This is a genomic window from Paenarthrobacter sp. NPDC018779 (assembly GCF_044391085.1).
Classification (GTDB): Bacteria; Actinomycetota; Actinomycetes; order Actinomycetales; family Micrococcaceae; genus Arthrobacter.
On the sequence record NZ_JBIRZS010000030.1, the window covers coordinates 1 to 16,759 of the forward strand.

Here is a 16,759-nt window from a genome sequence, read left to right on the forward strand (position 1 = left end):
AATGCGGGCCCACTGCCCATCAGTCAAAACAGAAGTACGAGACACACATCAAGCATCCCCGCTAAAGAGCCCGGGTTTTAGGAGACACGCCCTAAGTGGGGTTGGCAGAAATCAGGGAGGCTAGGATCAACACATGACCCTGGCCTCCCTGATTTTTGCCCTGATTGCGGCGCTGTTGCACGTGTACATCTTCACCATGGAGTCCATCACCTGGACCAAGCCCAAAACGTGGAAAACGTTCAGCATCACATCCCAGGCTGACGCAGAAACCACCAAGCCACTGGCCTACAACCAGGGTTTCTACAACCTGTTCCTGGCCATCGGAGCCTTTGCGGGCATCGTCGCAGTGTGGGCCGGTGCCCCGCAGGTGGGGTGGACGCTGGTTTTCAGCTCGTGCGGGTCCATGCTCTTGGCGGCGCTGGTCCTCGCGGCCAGCGGGCGGAAGTACCTCCGCGCCGCCACCACGCAGGGCATCACCCCGTTGATCGCCGTCGTGCTGGGAATCCTGGCCCTCCTCTAAAGCAACGCGGGGTCACTTCCGGCCCATGTATGCCGTCAAATTGGGCCTTAAGTGGCCCCGCGTTGCTTCTTAGTGCTCCGGCGGTCCGGCCTGGGCTGCGGCCTCATCCATCCACAGGACCTCCCAGTGGTGGCCGTCGAGGTCGCGGAAAGCGCGGCCGTACATGAAGCCGAGGTCCTGGGCGTCGTAGGTTTCAGAGCCGCCGGCCTCCAGCGCCTTGTTGGCCAACTCGTCCACGGCTTCACGGCTGTCCGCCGAAAGGGCGACGATGGCCGCCGTCGAATTCTTCGTATCGGCGATGGGCTGCTTGGTGAACTCGCTGAACTTCGCATGCGTGAGCAACATGGCGTAGATCGTGTCGCTGAAGACCACGCAGGCTGCGGTCTCGTCGGTGAAGTTCGGGTTGATGGAGTAGCCAAGGGCGGTGTAGAACGCCTTGGACGCCTCAAGATCGCTGACAGGCAGGTTCACAAAAATGGAGGTAGTCATGGCACTGATCCTGCCGGTGATTCGCCAAACCGTCCAGAGCGACCCACCGAGGTTCTTCCAGTAGGCGGAGGCCGCCAGCACACTGACTGGCGACCTCCGTTTCCCTACGGGATGTTGTGCCAGAACCAGCGGGCAACATCCACGACGAGTCGTGTGATGTTGACTACCAGGTTCCAGGCGCCCCATGGCTCCTTGCGTTTCCGCTTGGAAGTCATGCCGGTACCTCCTCCCAATGGAACAGGACGCGGCGCGCCGCCGGGCAACTGAACATTGCGCCGACGGTGCGTGGGCCATAGACTCAAGACGTGGCGTTTTGAGGTTCTATGGCCCTCTTTACCGCATCAATGAGCGCACCGCTCTGAACAGGGACCCGAGGCCAGTCGGGTCCATTGTTCTTTAACCGTGCAGTGGGCTAACGCCCACATGGCATCAGACTATCGTTTTATTCGCGGCTTTCAGCGGCGTCCTTCCTGTGAATCACTGTGCCGTCCACAGTGGCAGCGGTACCACGCCCGTGCTTCGGCCGGACTCATCGAGAAGGTGGCCCAGCCGTTTGTAGGTCCGGACCACCGCTTGCCGTGAGATCACCGAACTTCCCGGCGCCCGATCGGCAAGGTCGCGTTCGTAGGCCTGGGCTTCCAAGTAATCCCGTACCCAAAGAGTGACCACCAGGTTCTGTGTACCAAGGACCTGGGCGCTCAGGCGGCAGTTGCTTTGGGTCGCGAAGTAATGGCCAACATCGTCAACGTATTGCGCCGGAACGTTGAGCATGAGCGTCACCTCCCGCAGGCCCCTGTTCGCTGCGGTGGAGGAGTCGCACCTCAGTGTCATGTAGCCGGCCGCGAGGAACCGTTCCACCCGGCGTCGTGCGGTTTGTGGTGAAACGCCGCAAGCGGCACCCAGTTCTGCCCAACTGGCGCGACCGTCGTTGGCGAGTTCTTCCAAGAGCGCGGCGTCCAGGGGATCCGGCGCGTATCCTGCCGGCGCTGATTTGGATTCCGTGGAAACCATCCGCGCCCGCGCTGGTTCGAGGGTTCCGCTTCGCCACTCCGAGGCCTGCCGGTACAGCTTGGTAACGAAGACGACCTCCCGATCGGTGATGCCCGCCAGCCTGGGAAAGGATCCCGTGACAATGTCCATGAGTTCCTCGTGGCTGGACGCGAAGCAATCCATGAAGATGTCGTGCGAGCCGGTGACCATCGAGACAGTACCGAAGGCGGGTTCCGCACACAGGCGCTGGATCAAGGCCTCGCTGTCTCCAGGCATTGAGGACAGTTGGATGAACGCCGACCATCCGGCGCTGAGGTAGCGCTGTCCCGGTGAAGGCGTGATCCACGCCAATCCCTGTTCGGCCAAGATGTTCCAGCGGCGGGCAACGGTAGGGGCGGAGAGCCCCAAGGCGTCCGCGATCCTGCTCCATTCGGCCCGCGGATTGATCTGCAGGGCATTCACGATTTCGAGGTCCAGCTCGGCAATCATGGCTGATTCGTGCACTACTGCTCCGAGGGTAGCTAATTCGAACAATTCCATGGCAAGTGTAGTCGCCCGGCCTAACGTTGTGACTCGCATCACCCACCTCTCGACACTAGGACGTACATGGCAAGCAACACAGCTCCTCCGGCTACACAGGCCATAGCGCGCAGGACCATCGCCGGGATGATCCTGGCCATGGCGCTGATCGAATCCCTGAGCGGCGTCACGCAGGGATACCTCAACCCGATCCTTCCCGCGCTGGGACCGGTGTTCGAGATCGACGATCCCACCATCAACGGCATCTTCCTGATCTCCAACGTGAGCTTTGCCGTGCTCACGCCCATCATTTCGAGGCTCGGAGACAGTTACGGATACCGGCTGGTGTTGCGCTGCTCCACCGCGATCGTGACGCTCGGTGTACTGACCATGGCGCTGTGGCCGTCGCTCTGGACCGTGACACTTGGCGTTGTGATGCTGACCTGCGTGGTGGGTTTCATCCCACTCATGATGGGCATCCTCCGCGTGAGCAGCCCAGGCCACACCCGCACGGGCGTCAGCGTCATGATCGGCATGCTGATGATCATGGTGGGAGCGGGTGGACTGCTCGCCGGGATTGTGGGAGTCACCGAACCAACACTGGGATTCTGGGTTGCTGTCCCGTTCGCGTTGCTCGCGCTGGTCAGTTCGTTCGTCTTGCCCGACGCCGGGATCCCGACACGTGAGGGAATCGCCCTTGCGCCGTTGCTGGCTTGCTCGCTGGGCCTGATTGGCTTTGTTGTGGCGCTTTCGATGGCACCGGAATGGGGCTGTCTGGATCTCCGCACCGTGGGCACCGGACTCGTGGGACTGCTCCTTCTGGGCTACTGGGCCAGGCGCGACTTCAGGGCCGGACAGGGCCAGCGGTTCATGGACCTGAGGATGCTGGCCAACCCGCGAATCCGGACCATCTCGCTGGCCACCTTCTTCTTCGGATTCGCTTCCATCAGCTACTTCGGCACCAACGGCATCTTCCTGCATTCGGCTCCCGAAAAGTCTGGCTATGGCTTTGCGCTGAGCCCGCTCATGATCGCCATTGTCCTGGCGCTGGCCTCGGTGCTGTCCCTCGCGTCCTCACTGTTGACGGCAAAGGCCATGCGGAAGTTCGGGGAACGGGCCACCCTCGTGGCCGCGGGGCTGGTCTTGGCGGGCGGATTTGCACTCATGGCCGCAGGCCATGCGTCACTCCCGGGCTACTGTGCGGGCTTCGCACTGTTCAACGTGAGCCTGGGAATGTACCAGGCGGGCACGCGTGCCCTTTCCGTGGAAGGCGTCCCCTTGGAGGAAACCTCGACGGCGGCAGGGCTCAACGAGTTGGGGTTGTCCGTGGGGATCGCCGTGGGGGCAGCGGTGGTGAAGCTGATCTCGTCGGCTTTCGTGGAGTCCGGGCATATCTCTGAAACAGGGCTGTTCTGCATCTGGGGTGCGCTTGCCGTTGCTGCCCTGATCGCAGCGGTGGCGAGTGCCCGGTACCCCAAGCGTGCCGTCACGGAGGTGGCCGCATGAGTACCGGAGCTGGGAGTATCAAGCCAGGTACCGCCGTCGTGCTTGCAACCGAAAGTGACTTGAGAGCGGAACTGGGCGAAGCGGTGGAACGCTGGAAGGCTGACCTCCTTCACCTGAGCCACGCCATCCACGCCGATCCGGAACTGGGTGGGCAGGAGTTCCGGGCGGCGAAGCGCGTGCGGAAGCTGCTGCGGAAGGCCGGATTCACCTTCGACGCCGTTCAGCCAGGAGAGCCAACGGCGTTCAGCGCCCGCTACGGAAACGGGGACCTGGTGGTGGCACTATGCGTCGAATACGACGCCCTTCCCGCGATCGGGCACGCCTGCGGACACAATGTAAACGCCGCCAGTGCCGTGGGCGCAGCGTTGGCCTTGGCGGCCGTCGCGGACCAGGCTGGCCTCACGGTCAAGGTCCTGGGAACTCCCGCCGAAGAAACCACCGGCGGAAAGGTGGACCTCCTTGAGGAGGGCTTCTTCGATGACGTATCGCTGGCCATGATGGCGCACGCCGCGGCAAGCGACGTAGTGGGCGGGACCTCGCTGGCCATGGGCATGTGGGACGTGCTGTACGAGGGTCTGCCGGCCCACGCCGCCGCCTCACCGTGGGATGGCGTCAACGCCCTCGATGCGCTGATGATCGCCCAAACGGCCGTCGCGTACGCCCGGCAGCAACTGCCCCCGGGTTCCATCGTGTCGCTGATTGTTACCGAAGGGGGGAGCGCAGTGAATGTGATCCCCGAGCGTGCCCGCGCCAGCATCGAAATGCGGGCACCCAGCATCGATCAACTCAGGATCATCCAGGAGAAAACCAGGCGCTGCCTGGAAGCCGGTGCCCTGGCCAGCGGCTGCACGCTCCAGGTTACCCAGCACGGCAATGACTACGCGGAGCTCAACCAGGACGCGTTCCTTTCCGCCGCGTATCGCTCAGCCATGGAAGACCGGGGCAGGAGGGTCGCCGTCGACACAGCCCCCGTGGCCTCCACGGACATGGGCAACGTCTCCCGGGCAGTGCCGAGCATCCACCCCATGGTGGGCTACGAGGTTCGCGGCGCCGCCCACCACACTGCCGGATTCGCGGCCTTTGGGGCCTCCGCCGGCGCGGACCTTGCAGTCCTCGACGCGTCCTTCGCGCTGGCTGCCGCGGCCTGCGCGGCCGCGGTGGATCCGGTGGAACGGGAACGACTGGTCCGGCGCACGGCGGGTTGATCGCTGGCCCCCTGTGCGTGCCGGGCGGAGAATGGAGGCAGCACGAGGTTGGGAGGGCCATGGAGGATCCACGGCATCTGGAAACTCCCGCCGGACAGGCTGCGGCCGTGCGGCGGGACCCAGCGATCGACCTTGTCCGCTTCACCTGCCTGCTCCTGGTGGTGGCTGCCCACTGCATGATGGTCAGCCCGGTCCTCCACAGGGACGGGACGGTGACCACAGCGAACACCCTCATGGACCAAGGCTGGTTCACGCCCGTGGTGTGGGTGCTCATGATCGTTCCGCTGTTCTTCGTGATGGGCGGGGTGACGGGCCTGCAATCCTGGCGCCGCCTGCAGGCCCGGGGCGGTACGGGTTTCCAGTTCGCCCAAGTGCGCCTCCTGCGCCTGGTCCGCCCCGCCATGGCCCTGCTTGCCGTCATGTGGGCGGGACTGTGGACCGCGCTCCTGCTGGGCGTTCATCCGCAGGTGATCCAATTGATGGCAACGGGTGCAGCGATGCCGCTGTGGTTCCTGGCCGCCTACCTCACAGCCCAGGTGAGTATCCCGCTGATGGCCCGTTTCCACCACCGCGCACCCTGGCTGACATTCGGGATCCTGTCGGCACTCATCATCACGGTGGACTCCCTGCGCGGAGCCATCCCCGTGCTGGCCTTCGTCAACATGGTCTTCGTCTGGTGCGCGGTCCAGCAACTGGGTTTCCTCATGGCCGATGGCTTCTTCCAGCACCGCAGCCGCCCGTGGCTGTTCGGTGCCATAGCCTCAAGCAACCTGCTGCTCGGCGTGGTGACGGGTGTGGCCATCTATCCCGGCAACATGGTGGAGAACATCAACCCGCCCAACCTGTGCCTGCTGCTGCTCGGTATCTCCCAAGCCGCCACCCTGCAACTGCTCCGCAACGGCATCCGCTGGCTGGGCTCGGTCCGCTGGATCCAGGCGCTGATCGCCGTTGCGGGACGCCGTGCCATGACGGTCTACCTATGGCATTTGCCGCTCCTGGTGGGCATGGCCGGACTGCTCCTTCTCACGGACTTCCCCAAACCCTCACCGGAAACGGCGGAATGGTGGTGGGGCCGGATCCCGGTCTTTGTCGCCGTGGTCGCCTTGCTGGTGCCCGTCGTCCTTGTCTTCGGCAGGCTGGAAAACCGTCCGACGGCGGCCAGCCACGCCCGTGGACCCTCCAGGACCGCGGTGGTGACTGCCGGCGTCGTGGTTTTCCTGCCAGTGATGGACGCCGCCCTGAACGGACTGACGCTGGCGCTGCTGGGTGGGGGAGCGGCGTGCTTCGCGCTCGCCGTCCTGCTCTTGGGGAGGGTTCCGACGCCGGTGCTGCCGCCCCGGAAGCTGCTGGGGGAGTCCACGTTGCCAGCGCAAGGTTTACGTGCCAATCTCGAATCATGACCGACACCGACTCTTTGGCCGACTCGTTCCGCGCTGGCGTTACCACAGTCCGCAACGATAAATTCCACCGCTACGAACTCCATGTCGATGGGGAGCTGGCCGTCATCTCCCAGTTCATGGACAGGCCGGGTCATATCGATTTCACCCACACCGAAACAAAACCCCAGTTCAAGGGCCAGGGGCTGGCAAAGGTCTTGGCGCACTTCGCCCTGGATGACGTAGTGGCTTCCGGCAAGCGCATCATTCCCCATTGCCCGTACATCGCTTCCTATCTGCAAAAGCACGAGGGCTATGAGCAGGACGTCGACTGGCCTGCCGAGAAGCCTGTGGGCGAACCGGACAACGACTAACCCTTAGGCATCCCGGCGTTGGCCAGCCGACGCGGCCGGCGCCGGGGCTTCACTGACGTGACCGGCGTGGAACTCCAGTGCCCAAGGCCTGGCCGGGTGGACCGCACTGGCCAGGGCGGGCGGGTGCCGGTCAGGGAAACGATCGCATCGTGTTCGTCCGTGACCAGCCGGCCCAGGCAAGACGCCCGGACCTGCATGGCGCTGACCAGGCTTCCCCCATGGGAGTGGTCCACCGCGGTGACCCGGTAGGAGAAACTCCGCATGACCCCTTCGCCCGGTGCCAACGACGGAATCGCCAGGTCCTCACGGGCCGGGCTGGATGCGTAAGCAAGCGGTTCCATGGCCTCGTTGGTGAACGAACGCGGAATAAGACAAATGTTACGGAGATGACTTTTGGACCCGTTGCTGATCCATGCCGTGAAGACGACTGTGTCTCCGGGGACAGCTGTGGATCTGTCCGCGCCGTAAACGAGCTTCACGTGGCGCCCTCTGAGCCTCCGAGAAATCGCTACTGTTTGGCTTCCCGGCGGAGACCCCAATTTCGTCCGCGTTTGCCTGTTTTTCCGCATGGAACGGGCAATTTTGGCAACAGAGAGCCGGCGGGACGCGCTATAGCGAACGGCCGTGGATGCAGCGATGAGGGGCCTCATGAAGTCTTAGTGGCGTTGGGGTGCGCTTTGTGTTGCTGTTTCGGAGGAATTTTTCGACCCCCTTATAGTCGTAAGTAACCTGCGATTCAAGTCAACGGGCAATCTGATGTCACACTACTGCTTATGGACCAAGCATTAGAGATGGGGACACTTGGGGTTTCGTCCCTGACTGCGGGTGAAAACAGCGATCCCCAGCTCCTGGATCTTGTGCGCCAGGGTGCGACTGAAGCGTTCGACACCCTCTACAACCGGCACCTCGCGATCGCCCACTACGTTGCCAGGCAGCAGACCGACAACCCCAGCGACGCCGATGACGTGGTTGCCGAATCCTTCGCGTCCATCTTCCAGTCGTTGAAGGACGGAAAAGGGCCCAAGGAGTTCTTTCGGTCCTACCTCCTGACCGTTGTGCGCCGTACTGCCTACGAACGGAACAAGAAGGCCAGGCGGACGCCCATGGCCACCGATGACAGCATCCTGGATTCGGCGGTCCATGACGCGGATACCGTGCTGATCGAGTTCGAGTCGAGCACCATGGCCAAGGCGTTCAAATCGCTGCCCGAGCGCTGGCAGGCGGTCCTCTGGCACCTTGACATCGAAGGGTTGAAGCCCGCGGCTGCCGCGCCCTTTGTTGGCCTGAGCCCCAACGGCGTCTCTTCCCTTGCCATCCGTGCCCGGGAAGGCCTTCGCCAGGCCTACCTGCAGCACCACATCAGCCAGACAGTGGATGAAGCCTGCGACGAATATGCCAGCCAACTGGGCAAATACGCGCGCAACGCGTTGAAGCGTTCCTCGCAGGAAAAGGTCAGCTCCCACTTGGAGTCCTGCCCACAATGCACAGCCCTCCTGGTGGAACTTAGCGACGTGGAAGGCCGGATGCGCGCCCTCCTTTTCCCGCTCATCGCAGGCATCGCGTTCACACCCGGCGCGGCGGCGGCATTGGCTTCCGGAACCGTCGGTTCCGTTGCCGGCGGTACGACGGCGGCCTTGCCCACCTCGGGCGCGGGCAAGGGCTCCGGTGCTCTGTCCAAGGTGGTGGTCGCGGCAGCCGTCGCAGCAGTGGCCGTGGCAGGAGTGACTGCCTGGCTCCTGCAACCGGTATCCGACTCGACGGCGTCAGGGGCCGGCAGCGCGCCGTCAGTGCAGCCTGCCGTTCCGGATGCGCCCACCGTTTCTGCTGCGCCGAGCGCCAGCCCGGAGGCAACGTCCCCTGTTGCCGAAGTACCCCCGGCCCAACCGGTGCTCGTAGCGGTCCCGCAAGTTCCCGCCGTCGTGGTTCCCGACCCGCCCGTGGTCCAGCGGAAGGCAAGCGTCATTGACTCCGCAGTGGTGATGTCGACGCCGGTGGGGTCGCCGCCCGTAACGCCGGCCCCGGTCTTCCAAACGGTTGAGGCAACATTTGCCTCCGCTCCCGGAGCAAACGCCGTTGAGCGCGACATCACGGTGGACTTCTCCCTGCGTGGCGCCGGTGCGCCGACGTCCGGTGAGGCAGTCTTCACGCTCCCGGACGATGCAACGTTCATTTCGGGCAAGATGGCCGCACCAGCCGGATGGAATTGTGTGGCTTCCGGCGCCCGGGAGGTCCGGTGCTCTTCCAGTCGACTGGATCCTTCGAATCTTCGCTTTGTGTTGGGAGTCTCCATGCCCCAGTCAGCGTCTTTGGGGACGCTGGATTACCGTTTCGGCGGGCAAAACATCGTTACGAAGACGTTCACCAACACGTTCCACTAGGACGTTCCCAAACTTTTCTTAACTTTTCTGAATTCTCGCGTCACGTTTCGGGTGTTGCCTCCACAGGAGCACTAGGTCGCCCCATGTCGGCCGCGTTGAAGGTTGTCCGGCTTTCGACGACACGAATCATTGGTTGCGCGTACTGGATCAATGGCGAACAGCCGAGCCAGAGCCAGGGTCTTAGCTGACCCGGCCCTTGCGTGACCTAGAGAAACCAAGAGAATCCATGACACATACACGTCCACGAAAGCTGTTAGCGGGCATCCTCGCTACGGCGATCATTTCGTTAGGGGTAGGTGGCGCGTTGGCGCCGCCGGCCACCGCCACAGTTCCGGGAACGCCAGGCGTCACCCAGCCAGGCACCGTGGTATTCACCGAAGACTTCGAGAACGGCACAGACAACACCGCGCTTGGTGCCCAGTCCTACTCGGCCCCCGGCTCCACAACATACACAGGTGCCAGCGGGCAGGCTTACTCCGGTTCCCCCGGATGGATTGACGCCGCCCGATGCAATGGCGTCATCCTAAGCTACGCAAACTCCGATACGCCTGCGTGGGCAGTCTCGGGTGCGGGCGGTTCGGGCACGGAGAACCGCTGTGCCGACAACTCAACCCGCCGCAGTTACCAGCAATTGCGGATGCTCGCCAAGGGCATGGGCCAACAGTTCACTCCCGGCTCGCCGGACACGGATCATGTGACCAGTTCCTTTACGGAATGCCCTTCCACGGACACCTCCACAGGCTTCTGTGCCCTGGTCCCGGCCGGCCCAAATAACGGCGTGATGTTCAAGACAACCAAGCCGATTTCGACCACGGCAGGCCATTACTACACCTTCGGAGTTGATACGGCCTATATCAACTGCATGGCCGCATCGGCGGACCCGTCATACCAGTTCGCAAAGGTGGACGCTGACGGAACCGTGACCCCCATTGGTGATCCCCTGAACGGATGCCAGACCTCGTCTGACCCGAACGTCAAGGCGTACCAGCAGCAAGTCACCAGCGACATTGGCGGCGTGTTCGGCACAGTCACCAAGACGGTCAACATCAACTCGATGACCACCAACCAGGCCTTCCAGTCCACGGGTTCATCCATGGGCCTGGAAATGTGGAACAACAACGGCACCACCAATGGCAACGACGGCGCCTTCGACAACGTGCGCCTGGTTGACGTGACTCCGCAGCTGGACAAGTCCTTTTCCCCGGCGCTGATCGGCCCGGGCCAGGCGTCCACGCTGACGCTGACGGTGACCAACACCAGTGAACTCAACGCCAAGGATGACTGGTCCATCACGGACACCCTGCCGGCTGGAGTGGTTGTTGCCAGTGCCCCCAACATCGGCGGCACGTGTGTTCAGTCCGCTGGTGCTCCGCTGGCCACCACGGCGGCGGCAGGAAGCGGAGTCATCTCCGTTACCGGCGGCGACCTGGCCGCAGGCCAGGAATCGTGCACCATCACCGTGGATGTCACCTCGGACACCGAAGGAACCTACGTCAACGGTGCTGCCAACATCCAGACCAACCTGAACCCGCCGGCTGATGCCACCCTGATGGTCAAGGCTCCGCGGATCACGCTGAGCAAGGCGTTGGATGCTCCCCGATTGAGTGATTCCGACCAGTTCACGATGGAGATCCGTTCAGGCTCGGCAACCGGTGCAGTGGTCAACAGCACTGCCAACTCCACCACGGCGGGAACGGGTTCCACTGTTGCCGCCGGCTCGGGTACCACTGGCGAGTATGTTGCTGCTGCCGGAAGCCCTTACTACCTGACGGAGTCCGGTAACGGACTGACAGGCTATGCCCAAGCGATCACGTGTACGGATGCCAACGGCCTCCAGCCGGGGCTGCCTTCCGGTACCGCTTTCACCGGCTCCCTGGCCTTGACGCCGGTGGCTGGTGTGGACATCGACTGCGTGCTGACCAATACCGCGCAGCCTGCTCCGAACATGGAGTTCACCAAGTCCGCTGACGCTTCGGCAGTTCAGTCACCTTCGCGGGTCGGGGACGTGATCACTTACACGTTCACGGCGAAGAACACCGGGAACACGGACTTGACCGGTGTGGTCATCAACGATCCCCTGGCCGGCCTGTCCAACCTCACCTACACGTGGCCGGGAACCCCGGGCACTCTGCTTCCGGGTGAAACCGTAGTTGCAATGGCAGCATATGCTGTCACCCAGGCGGACATCGACGCGGGACATGTGGCCAACTCGGCCACCACTTCGGGTAATCCTCCTACCGGTCCTCCGGTCACTCCTCCGCCCGGAACCACCGATACTCCGCTGACCCCGGCACCCGAGATGAGCCTGACAAAGTCGGCTGACGCTTCGGCGATCCAGAACCCCTCCAAGGTTGGGGACGTGATTACCTACACGTTCGAGGCCAAGAACACGGGCAACGTGAAGCTGACGGGCGTTGCGATCAACGATCCTTTGGCTGGCCTGTCTGCGTTGACGTACAGCTGGCCCGGTACTGCCGGTGAGCTGCTGCCCGGCCAGTCAGTGACTGCGACGGCAACGTACGCAATCACGCAGGCTGATATCGACGCCGGCCATGTTGTTAACTCGGCGACCACCACGGGCAACCCGCCCACTGGTCCTGCCGTAACTCCGCCGCCGGCTGGAACGGACACCCCGGTCACTCCTTCGGCAAACATGGCACTGACCAAGTCGGCGGACGCTTCCGCTGTACAGAAACCTTCGCGCGTTGGTGACATCATCACGTACACCTTCGAGGCGAAGAACACGGGAAATGTTGCGCTGACGGGTGTTGTGATCAATGACCCGCTGCCTGGCCTTTCCGCACTCAGCTACACGTGGCCCGGAGCCGCGGGAACCCTGCAGCCGGGCCAGTCCGTGACCGCGACGGCGACGTACGCGGTCACGCAGGCCGACATCGATGCGGGTCATGTAGTCAACACTGCGACCACCACGGGCACTCCGCCCAACGGTCCGTCGGTTACTCCTCCGCCCGCCGGCACGGATACACCGCTGACTCCGGCTCCGGCGATGGAGCTCACCAAGTCCGCTGATTCTTCAGCGATCCAGAGCCCCGCTGTTGTGGGCGACCAGGTCACCTACTCCTTCACCGCCAAGAACACCGGCAACGTGAAGCTCACGGGCGTCACCATCAACGACCCCCTGGCAGGCCTGTCCGCGCTCGTTTACTCCTGGCCCGGTACGCCGGGCGAGCTGCAGCCCGGCCAGTCTGTGACTGCAACGGCAACGTACGGCATTACGCAGGCTGACATCGACGCAGGACACGTGGCGAACACGGCAACCAGCACCGGCAATCCGCCCACCGGCCCCGCGGTAACCCCGCCGCCGGCTGGCACGGATACTGCGCTGACCCCGGGACCGGAGATGATCCTGACCAAGACGGCGGATGCTTCGGCTGTCCAGAACCCGTCCCAGGTTGGGGATGTCATCACGTACTCGTTCACTGCGAAGAACACGGGCAACGTGAAACTGACCGGCGTGGTCATCAATGATCCGTTGGCGGGCCTGTCTGCCCTGACGTACAACTGGCCCGGTGCTGCCGGGGAGTTGCTCCCGGGCGAAACAGTGACTGCCACGGCAACGTACGCGATCACCCAGGCTGACATCGACGCAGGACACGTGGCGAACACGGCAACCAGCACCGGCAATCCGCCCACCGGCCCCGCGGTAACCCCGCCGCCGGCTGGCACGGACACTCCGCTGACCCCGGGACCGGAGATGATCCTGACCAAGACGGCAGATGCTTCGGCTGTCCAGAACCCGTCCCAGGTTGGGGATGTCATCACGTACTCGTTCACTGCGAAGAACACGGGCAACGTGAAACTGACCGGCGTGGTCATCAATGATCCGTTGGCGGGCCTGTCTGCCCTGACGTACAACTGGCCCGGTGCTGCCGGGGAGTTGCTCCCGGGCGAAACAGTGACTGCCACGGCAACGTACGCGATCACCCAGGCCGATATCGACGCAGGACACGTGGCGAACACGGCAACCAGCACCGGCAATCCGCCCACCGGCCCCGCGGTAACCCCGCCGCCGGCTGGCACGGACACTCCGCTGACCCCGGGACCGGAGATGATCCTGACCAAGACGGCGGATGCTTCGGCTGTCCAGAACCCGTCCCAGGTTGGGGATGTCATCACGTACTCGTTCACTGCGAAGAACACGGGCAACGTGAAACTGACCGGCGTGGTCATCAACGATCCGCTGGTGGGCCTGTCTGCCCTGACGTACAACTGGCCTGGTTCTGCCGGGGAGTTGGTCCCGGGCGAAACAGTGACTGCCACGGCAACGTACGGCATTACGCAGGCTGACATCGATGCCGGTCATGTGCTCAACACTGCGACCACCACGGGCACTCCGCCCAACGGTCCGGCTGTAACCCCGCCGCCCGCCGGCACGGACACCCCGTTGTCCCCGGCTCCGGCGATGGAGTCCACTAAGTCCGCTGACGCTTCCGCGATCAAGGACCCGGCTGTTGTGGGCGACCTGATCACCTACACCTTCACGGCCAAGAACACCGGCAACGTGAAACTGACCGGCGTGGTCATCAACGATCCGCTGGTGGGCCTGTCTGCCCTGACGTACAACTGGCCTGGTTCTGCCGGCGAGCTGCTCCCGGGCGAAACAGTGACTGCCACGGCAACGTACGCCATCACTCAGGCTGACATCGATGCTGGTCATGTGGTCAACGAGGCGACCTCTACGGGTAATCCGCCCTCCGGCCCTGCCGTAACTCCGCCGCCGGGCAAGACGGACACCCCGTTGACACCCGGTCCCGCAATGGAGTTCACCAAGACGGCGGATTCATCCGGTGTCCAGACCCCGAGTGTTGTAGGCGATCGCATCAACTACACGTTCACGGCGAAGAACACGGGCAATGTCACCCTCACGGACGTGGTCATCAACGATCCGTTGGCGGGCCTGTCTCCGCTGGTCTACTCGTGGCCCGGCGTGCAGGGGATCCTGCTTCCCGGCCAGACGGTAACCGCGACGGCAACGTACGCAATCACCCAGGCGGATATCGACGCCGGGCATGTGGCCAACAGCGCCACCACCACCGGTGTTCCTCCGACCGGCACCCCGGTCACGCCTCCTCCGGGAACCACGGATACCCCGTTGACCCCGGCTCCGGCCATGGAGTTCACCAAGTCCGCTGACGCTTCCGCGATCAAGGACCCGGCTGTTGTGGGCGATCTGATCACCTACACGTTCACGGCCAAGAACACCGGCAACGTGAAGCTGACAGGTGTGACCGTCAACGATCCGCTGGTGGGCTTGTCTGCCCTGACGTACAACTGGCCTGGTTCTGCCGGCGAGCTGCTCCCGGGCGAAACAGTAACTGCTACCGCAACGTACGCCATCACCCAGGCTGACATCGATGCTGGTCATGTGGTCAACGAGGCGACCTCTACGGGTAATCCGCCCTCCGGCCCTGCCGTGACTCCGCCGCCGGGTAAGACGGACACCCCGTTGACCCCGTCTCCGGCGATGCAGTTCACCAAGTCCGCTGATGCGTCCTCGGTTCAGAGCCCTGCCGTTGTGGGTGACCAGATCACCTACACGTTCACGGCGAAGAACAGTGGGAACGTGAAGCTGACGGGTGTTGTGATCAACGACCCGCTGGCTGGCTTGTCGGCGCTGGCCTACAAGTGGCCGGGTACCCCCGGCGAGTTGCTTCCCGGCCAGACGGTCACCGCTACGGCAACGTACGCGGTTACGCAGGCGGATATCGACGCCGGCCATGTCGCCAACAGCGCCACGACCACGGGTGTTCCGCCGACCGGAACGCCGGTGACGCCTCCTCCGGGAACCACAGACACTCCGTTGGTCCCGGCGCCGGGGCTGGAGTTCACCAAGTCCGCTGATGCAACGGCTGTCCACAACCCTGCGAAGATCGGCGATGTCATCACCTACACGCTCGCGGCAAAGAACACCGGAAACGTGACGTTGAAGAATGTTGCCATCAGCGATCCGCTGGCCGGCCTGTCCGCCCTGAACTACAACTGGCCGGGCACGCCCGGTGAGCTGCAGCCGGGCCAGACGGTGACCGCTACGGCGACGTACGCGATCAAGCAGGCGGATATCGACGCCGGTCACGTGGCCAACGTGGCAACCGCCACCGGCACTCCGCCCACGGGCACGCCCGTGACGCCTCCTCCGGGAACGACGGACACCCCGTTGACCCCGGCACCGGCGATGGAGTTGACCAAGTCGGCTTCCGCGCCGGCTGCAGGAGGGACCTCCGAGGTCGGAGACCTGATCACCTACACGCTGTCGGCGAAGAACACCGGCAACGTAAAGCTGACAAAGGTGTCGATCAACGATCCCTTGGCTGGATTGTCGGCCTTGGTCTACAGCTGGCCCGGAACTCCGGGTGAGCTGCAGCCGGGCGAGACGGTGACCGCCACGGCAACGTACGCGATCACCCAGGCCGATATCGAGGCCGGTCACGTTGCCAACCTGGCGACCAGCACGGGAACTCCTCCGTCTGGCCCGTCGGTCGGCACGCCGCCGGTAGGTACGGACACCCCGTTGGTCCCGGCTCCTGCGATGGAGTTCAGCAAGCAGGCCTTGGTCTCGCTCGTCGCCGGTCCGTCGCACGTGGGCGATGAGATCGTCTACCAGTTCACAGCCAAGAACACCGGCAACGTGAAGCTGACCAGCGTGTCCATCGACGACCCAATGGCCGGCCTGTCGGCTCTGAGCTACACCTGGCCCGGCACCCCGGGTGAGTTGCTGCCCGGCCAGACGGTCACCGCCCAGGCGACGTACCACGTCACCCAGGCGGATATCGACGCCGGTCACGTCGCCAACCTGGCGACCACCACGGGTACTCCTCCCACCGGCCCGGCAGTTACCCCGCCTCCGGCCGGCACGGACACCCCGTTGTCGCCTGATGCAGCACTGGAGTTCTCCAAGACCGCGGATGCTTCCGCAGTAGGGGATCCCGCGAAGGTGGGTGACATCATCACCTACAACTTCACGGCGAAGAACACGGGCAACGTCACGTTGACGGACGTAACCATCCAGGACGTCCTGCCAGGGTTGTCCGCACTGCGCTACAACTGGCCGGGCGCTCCCGGCGAGCTGCAGCCTGGCCAGACGGTGACTGCGACGGCAACGTACGCGGTAACCCAGGCTGACATCAATGCCGGCAAGGTCGTGAACAATGCGACCGCCACCGGCCTGCCTCCGGCGGGACCCCAAGTCACCACGCCACCTGCAAGTGCTGTTGTGACTTTCCCGCCGGTTGTTCCGGCCCAGCCAGGAGATTCGTTGGCCTACACGGGTGTTGTTCTCACCGCGTTGCCCATCGGCGTCCTGGTGGTTGGTGCGGGACTGTTCCTGTTCCTCGTTGGACGCCGTAAGCGTTCCGAGGCATAGGTAAGGAGTGCGCGGCAACCT

The 16,759-nt window shown here is 63.8% G+C and carries 10 protein-coding genes; 7 read left to right on the forward strand and 3 right to left on the reverse strand.

Annotation, left to right across the window (positions count from 1 at the left end):
* Positions 1–133 precede the first annotated feature (133 nt).
* Complete coding sequence (locus ACH488_RS20295) at positions 134–520, forward strand: DUF1304 domain-containing protein (protein WP_397326375.1); 387 nt, start codon at positions 134–136, stop codon at positions 518–520.
* A 69-nt stretch (positions 521–589) separates the two neighbouring features.
* Here the strand turns inward: ACH488_RS20295 and ACH488_RS20300 are convergent, their stop codons facing one another.
* Entirely contained in the window at positions 590–1,009 is a 420-nt protein-coding gene (locus tag ACH488_RS20300) for a VOC family protein (protein WP_397326376.1), read from the reverse strand.
* Positions 1,010–1,486: 477 nt separating this feature from the next.
* Positions 1,487–2,539, reverse strand: a complete 1,053-nt coding sequence (locus tag ACH488_RS20305; protein ID WP_397326377.1) for an Lrp/AsnC family transcriptional regulator — start codon at positions 2,537–2,539, stop codon at positions 1,487–1,489.
* A gap of 66 nt (positions 2,540–2,605) precedes the next feature.
* Between ACH488_RS20305 and ACH488_RS20310 the strand changes: the two genes are divergently transcribed.
* From ACH488_RS20310 to ACH488_RS20325, 4 genes are read left to right on the forward strand one after another with little or no spacing between them, the layout of a single operon-like run.
* On the forward strand, positions 2,606–4,024 hold the full coding sequence (locus tag ACH488_RS20310; RefSeq protein ID WP_397326378.1) for an MFS transporter: 1,419 nt from the start codon (positions 2,606–2,608) through the stop codon (positions 4,022–4,024).
* Positions 4,021–5,229: a M20 family metallopeptidase gene (locus ACH488_RS20315; protein WP_397326379.1), complete on the forward strand. Its 1,209-nt coding sequence runs from the start codon at positions 4,021–4,023 to the stop codon at positions 5,227–5,229. Before ACH488_RS20310 ends, ACH488_RS20315 begins: the two co-directional genes overlap by 4 nt.
* 59 nt (positions 5,230–5,288) lie before the next feature.
* On the forward strand, positions 5,289–6,629 hold the full coding sequence (locus tag ACH488_RS20320; protein ID WP_397326381.1) for an acyltransferase: 1,341 nt from the start codon (positions 5,289–5,291) through the stop codon (positions 6,627–6,629).
* Positions 6,626–6,979 (forward strand): GNAT family N-acetyltransferase, encoded by a 354-nt coding sequence (locus tag ACH488_RS20325; protein ID WP_397326382.1) that lies wholly within the window; start codon positions 6,626–6,628, stop codon positions 6,977–6,979. The genes ACH488_RS20320 and ACH488_RS20325 overlap by 4 nt, the downstream gene beginning before the upstream one ends.
* On the opposite strand, the gene ACH488_RS20330 is transcribed toward ACH488_RS20325, so the two are convergent.
* Positions 6,976–7,320 carry a hypothetical protein gene (locus ACH488_RS20330; protein WP_397326383.1) on the reverse strand — a complete coding sequence of 115 codons (345 nt, stop codon included), beginning with the start codon at positions 7,318–7,320 and terminating at the stop codon, positions 6,976–6,978. The genes ACH488_RS20325 and ACH488_RS20330 overlap by 4 nt on opposite strands.
* A gap of 432 nt (positions 7,321–7,752) precedes the next feature.
* Between ACH488_RS20330 and ACH488_RS20335 the strand changes: the two genes are divergently transcribed.
* On the forward strand, positions 7,753–9,357 hold the full coding sequence (locus tag ACH488_RS20335; protein ID WP_397326384.1) for a sigma-70 family RNA polymerase sigma factor: 1,605 nt from the start codon (positions 7,753–7,755) through the stop codon (positions 9,355–9,357).
* A gap of 226 nt (positions 9,358–9,583) precedes the next feature.
* A complete protein-coding gene (locus ACH488_RS20340; RefSeq protein ID WP_397326385.1) occupies positions 9,584–16,738 on the forward strand; it encodes a hypothetical protein in 7,155 nt (2,384 codons plus the stop codon).
* Positions 16,739–16,759 lie beyond the last annotated feature (21 nt).

Bases quoted from the DNA above. Each gene is read 5' to 3' on its own strand.
- ACH488_RS20295 (WP_397326375.1), top strand. From the start codon at position 134: ATGACCCTGGCCTCCCTGATTTTTGCCCTGATTGCGGCGCTGTTGCAC.
- ACH488_RS20300 (WP_397326376.1), bottom strand. From the start codon at position 1,009: ATGACTACCTCCATTTTTGTGAACCTGCCTGTCAGCGATCTTGAGGCG.
- ACH488_RS20305 (WP_397326377.1), bottom strand. From the start codon at position 2,539: ATGGAATTGTTCGAATTAGCTACCCTCGGAGCAGTAGTGCACGAATCA.
- ACH488_RS20310 (WP_397326378.1), top strand. From the start codon at position 2,606: ATGGCAAGCAACACAGCTCCTCCGGCTACACAGGCCATAGCGCGCAGG.
- ACH488_RS20315 (WP_397326379.1), top strand. From the start codon at position 4,021: ATGAGTACCGGAGCTGGGAGTATCAAGCCAGGTACCGCCGTCGTGCTT.
- ACH488_RS20320 (WP_397326381.1), top strand. From the start codon at position 5,289: ATGGAGGATCCACGGCATCTGGAAACTCCCGCCGGACAGGCTGCGGCC.
- ACH488_RS20325 (WP_397326382.1), top strand. From the start codon at position 6,626: ATGACCGACACCGACTCTTTGGCCGACTCGTTCCGCGCTGGCGTTACC.
- ACH488_RS20330 (WP_397326383.1), bottom strand. From the start codon at position 7,320: ATGGAACCGCTTGCTTACGCATCCAGCCCGGCCCGTGAGGACCTGGCG.
- ACH488_RS20335 (WP_397326384.1), top strand. From the start codon at position 7,753: ATGGACCAAGCATTAGAGATGGGGACACTTGGGGTTTCGTCCCTGACT.
- ACH488_RS20340 (WP_397326385.1), top strand. From the start codon at position 9,584: ATGACACATACACGTCCACGAAAGCTGTTAGCGGGCATCCTCGCTACG.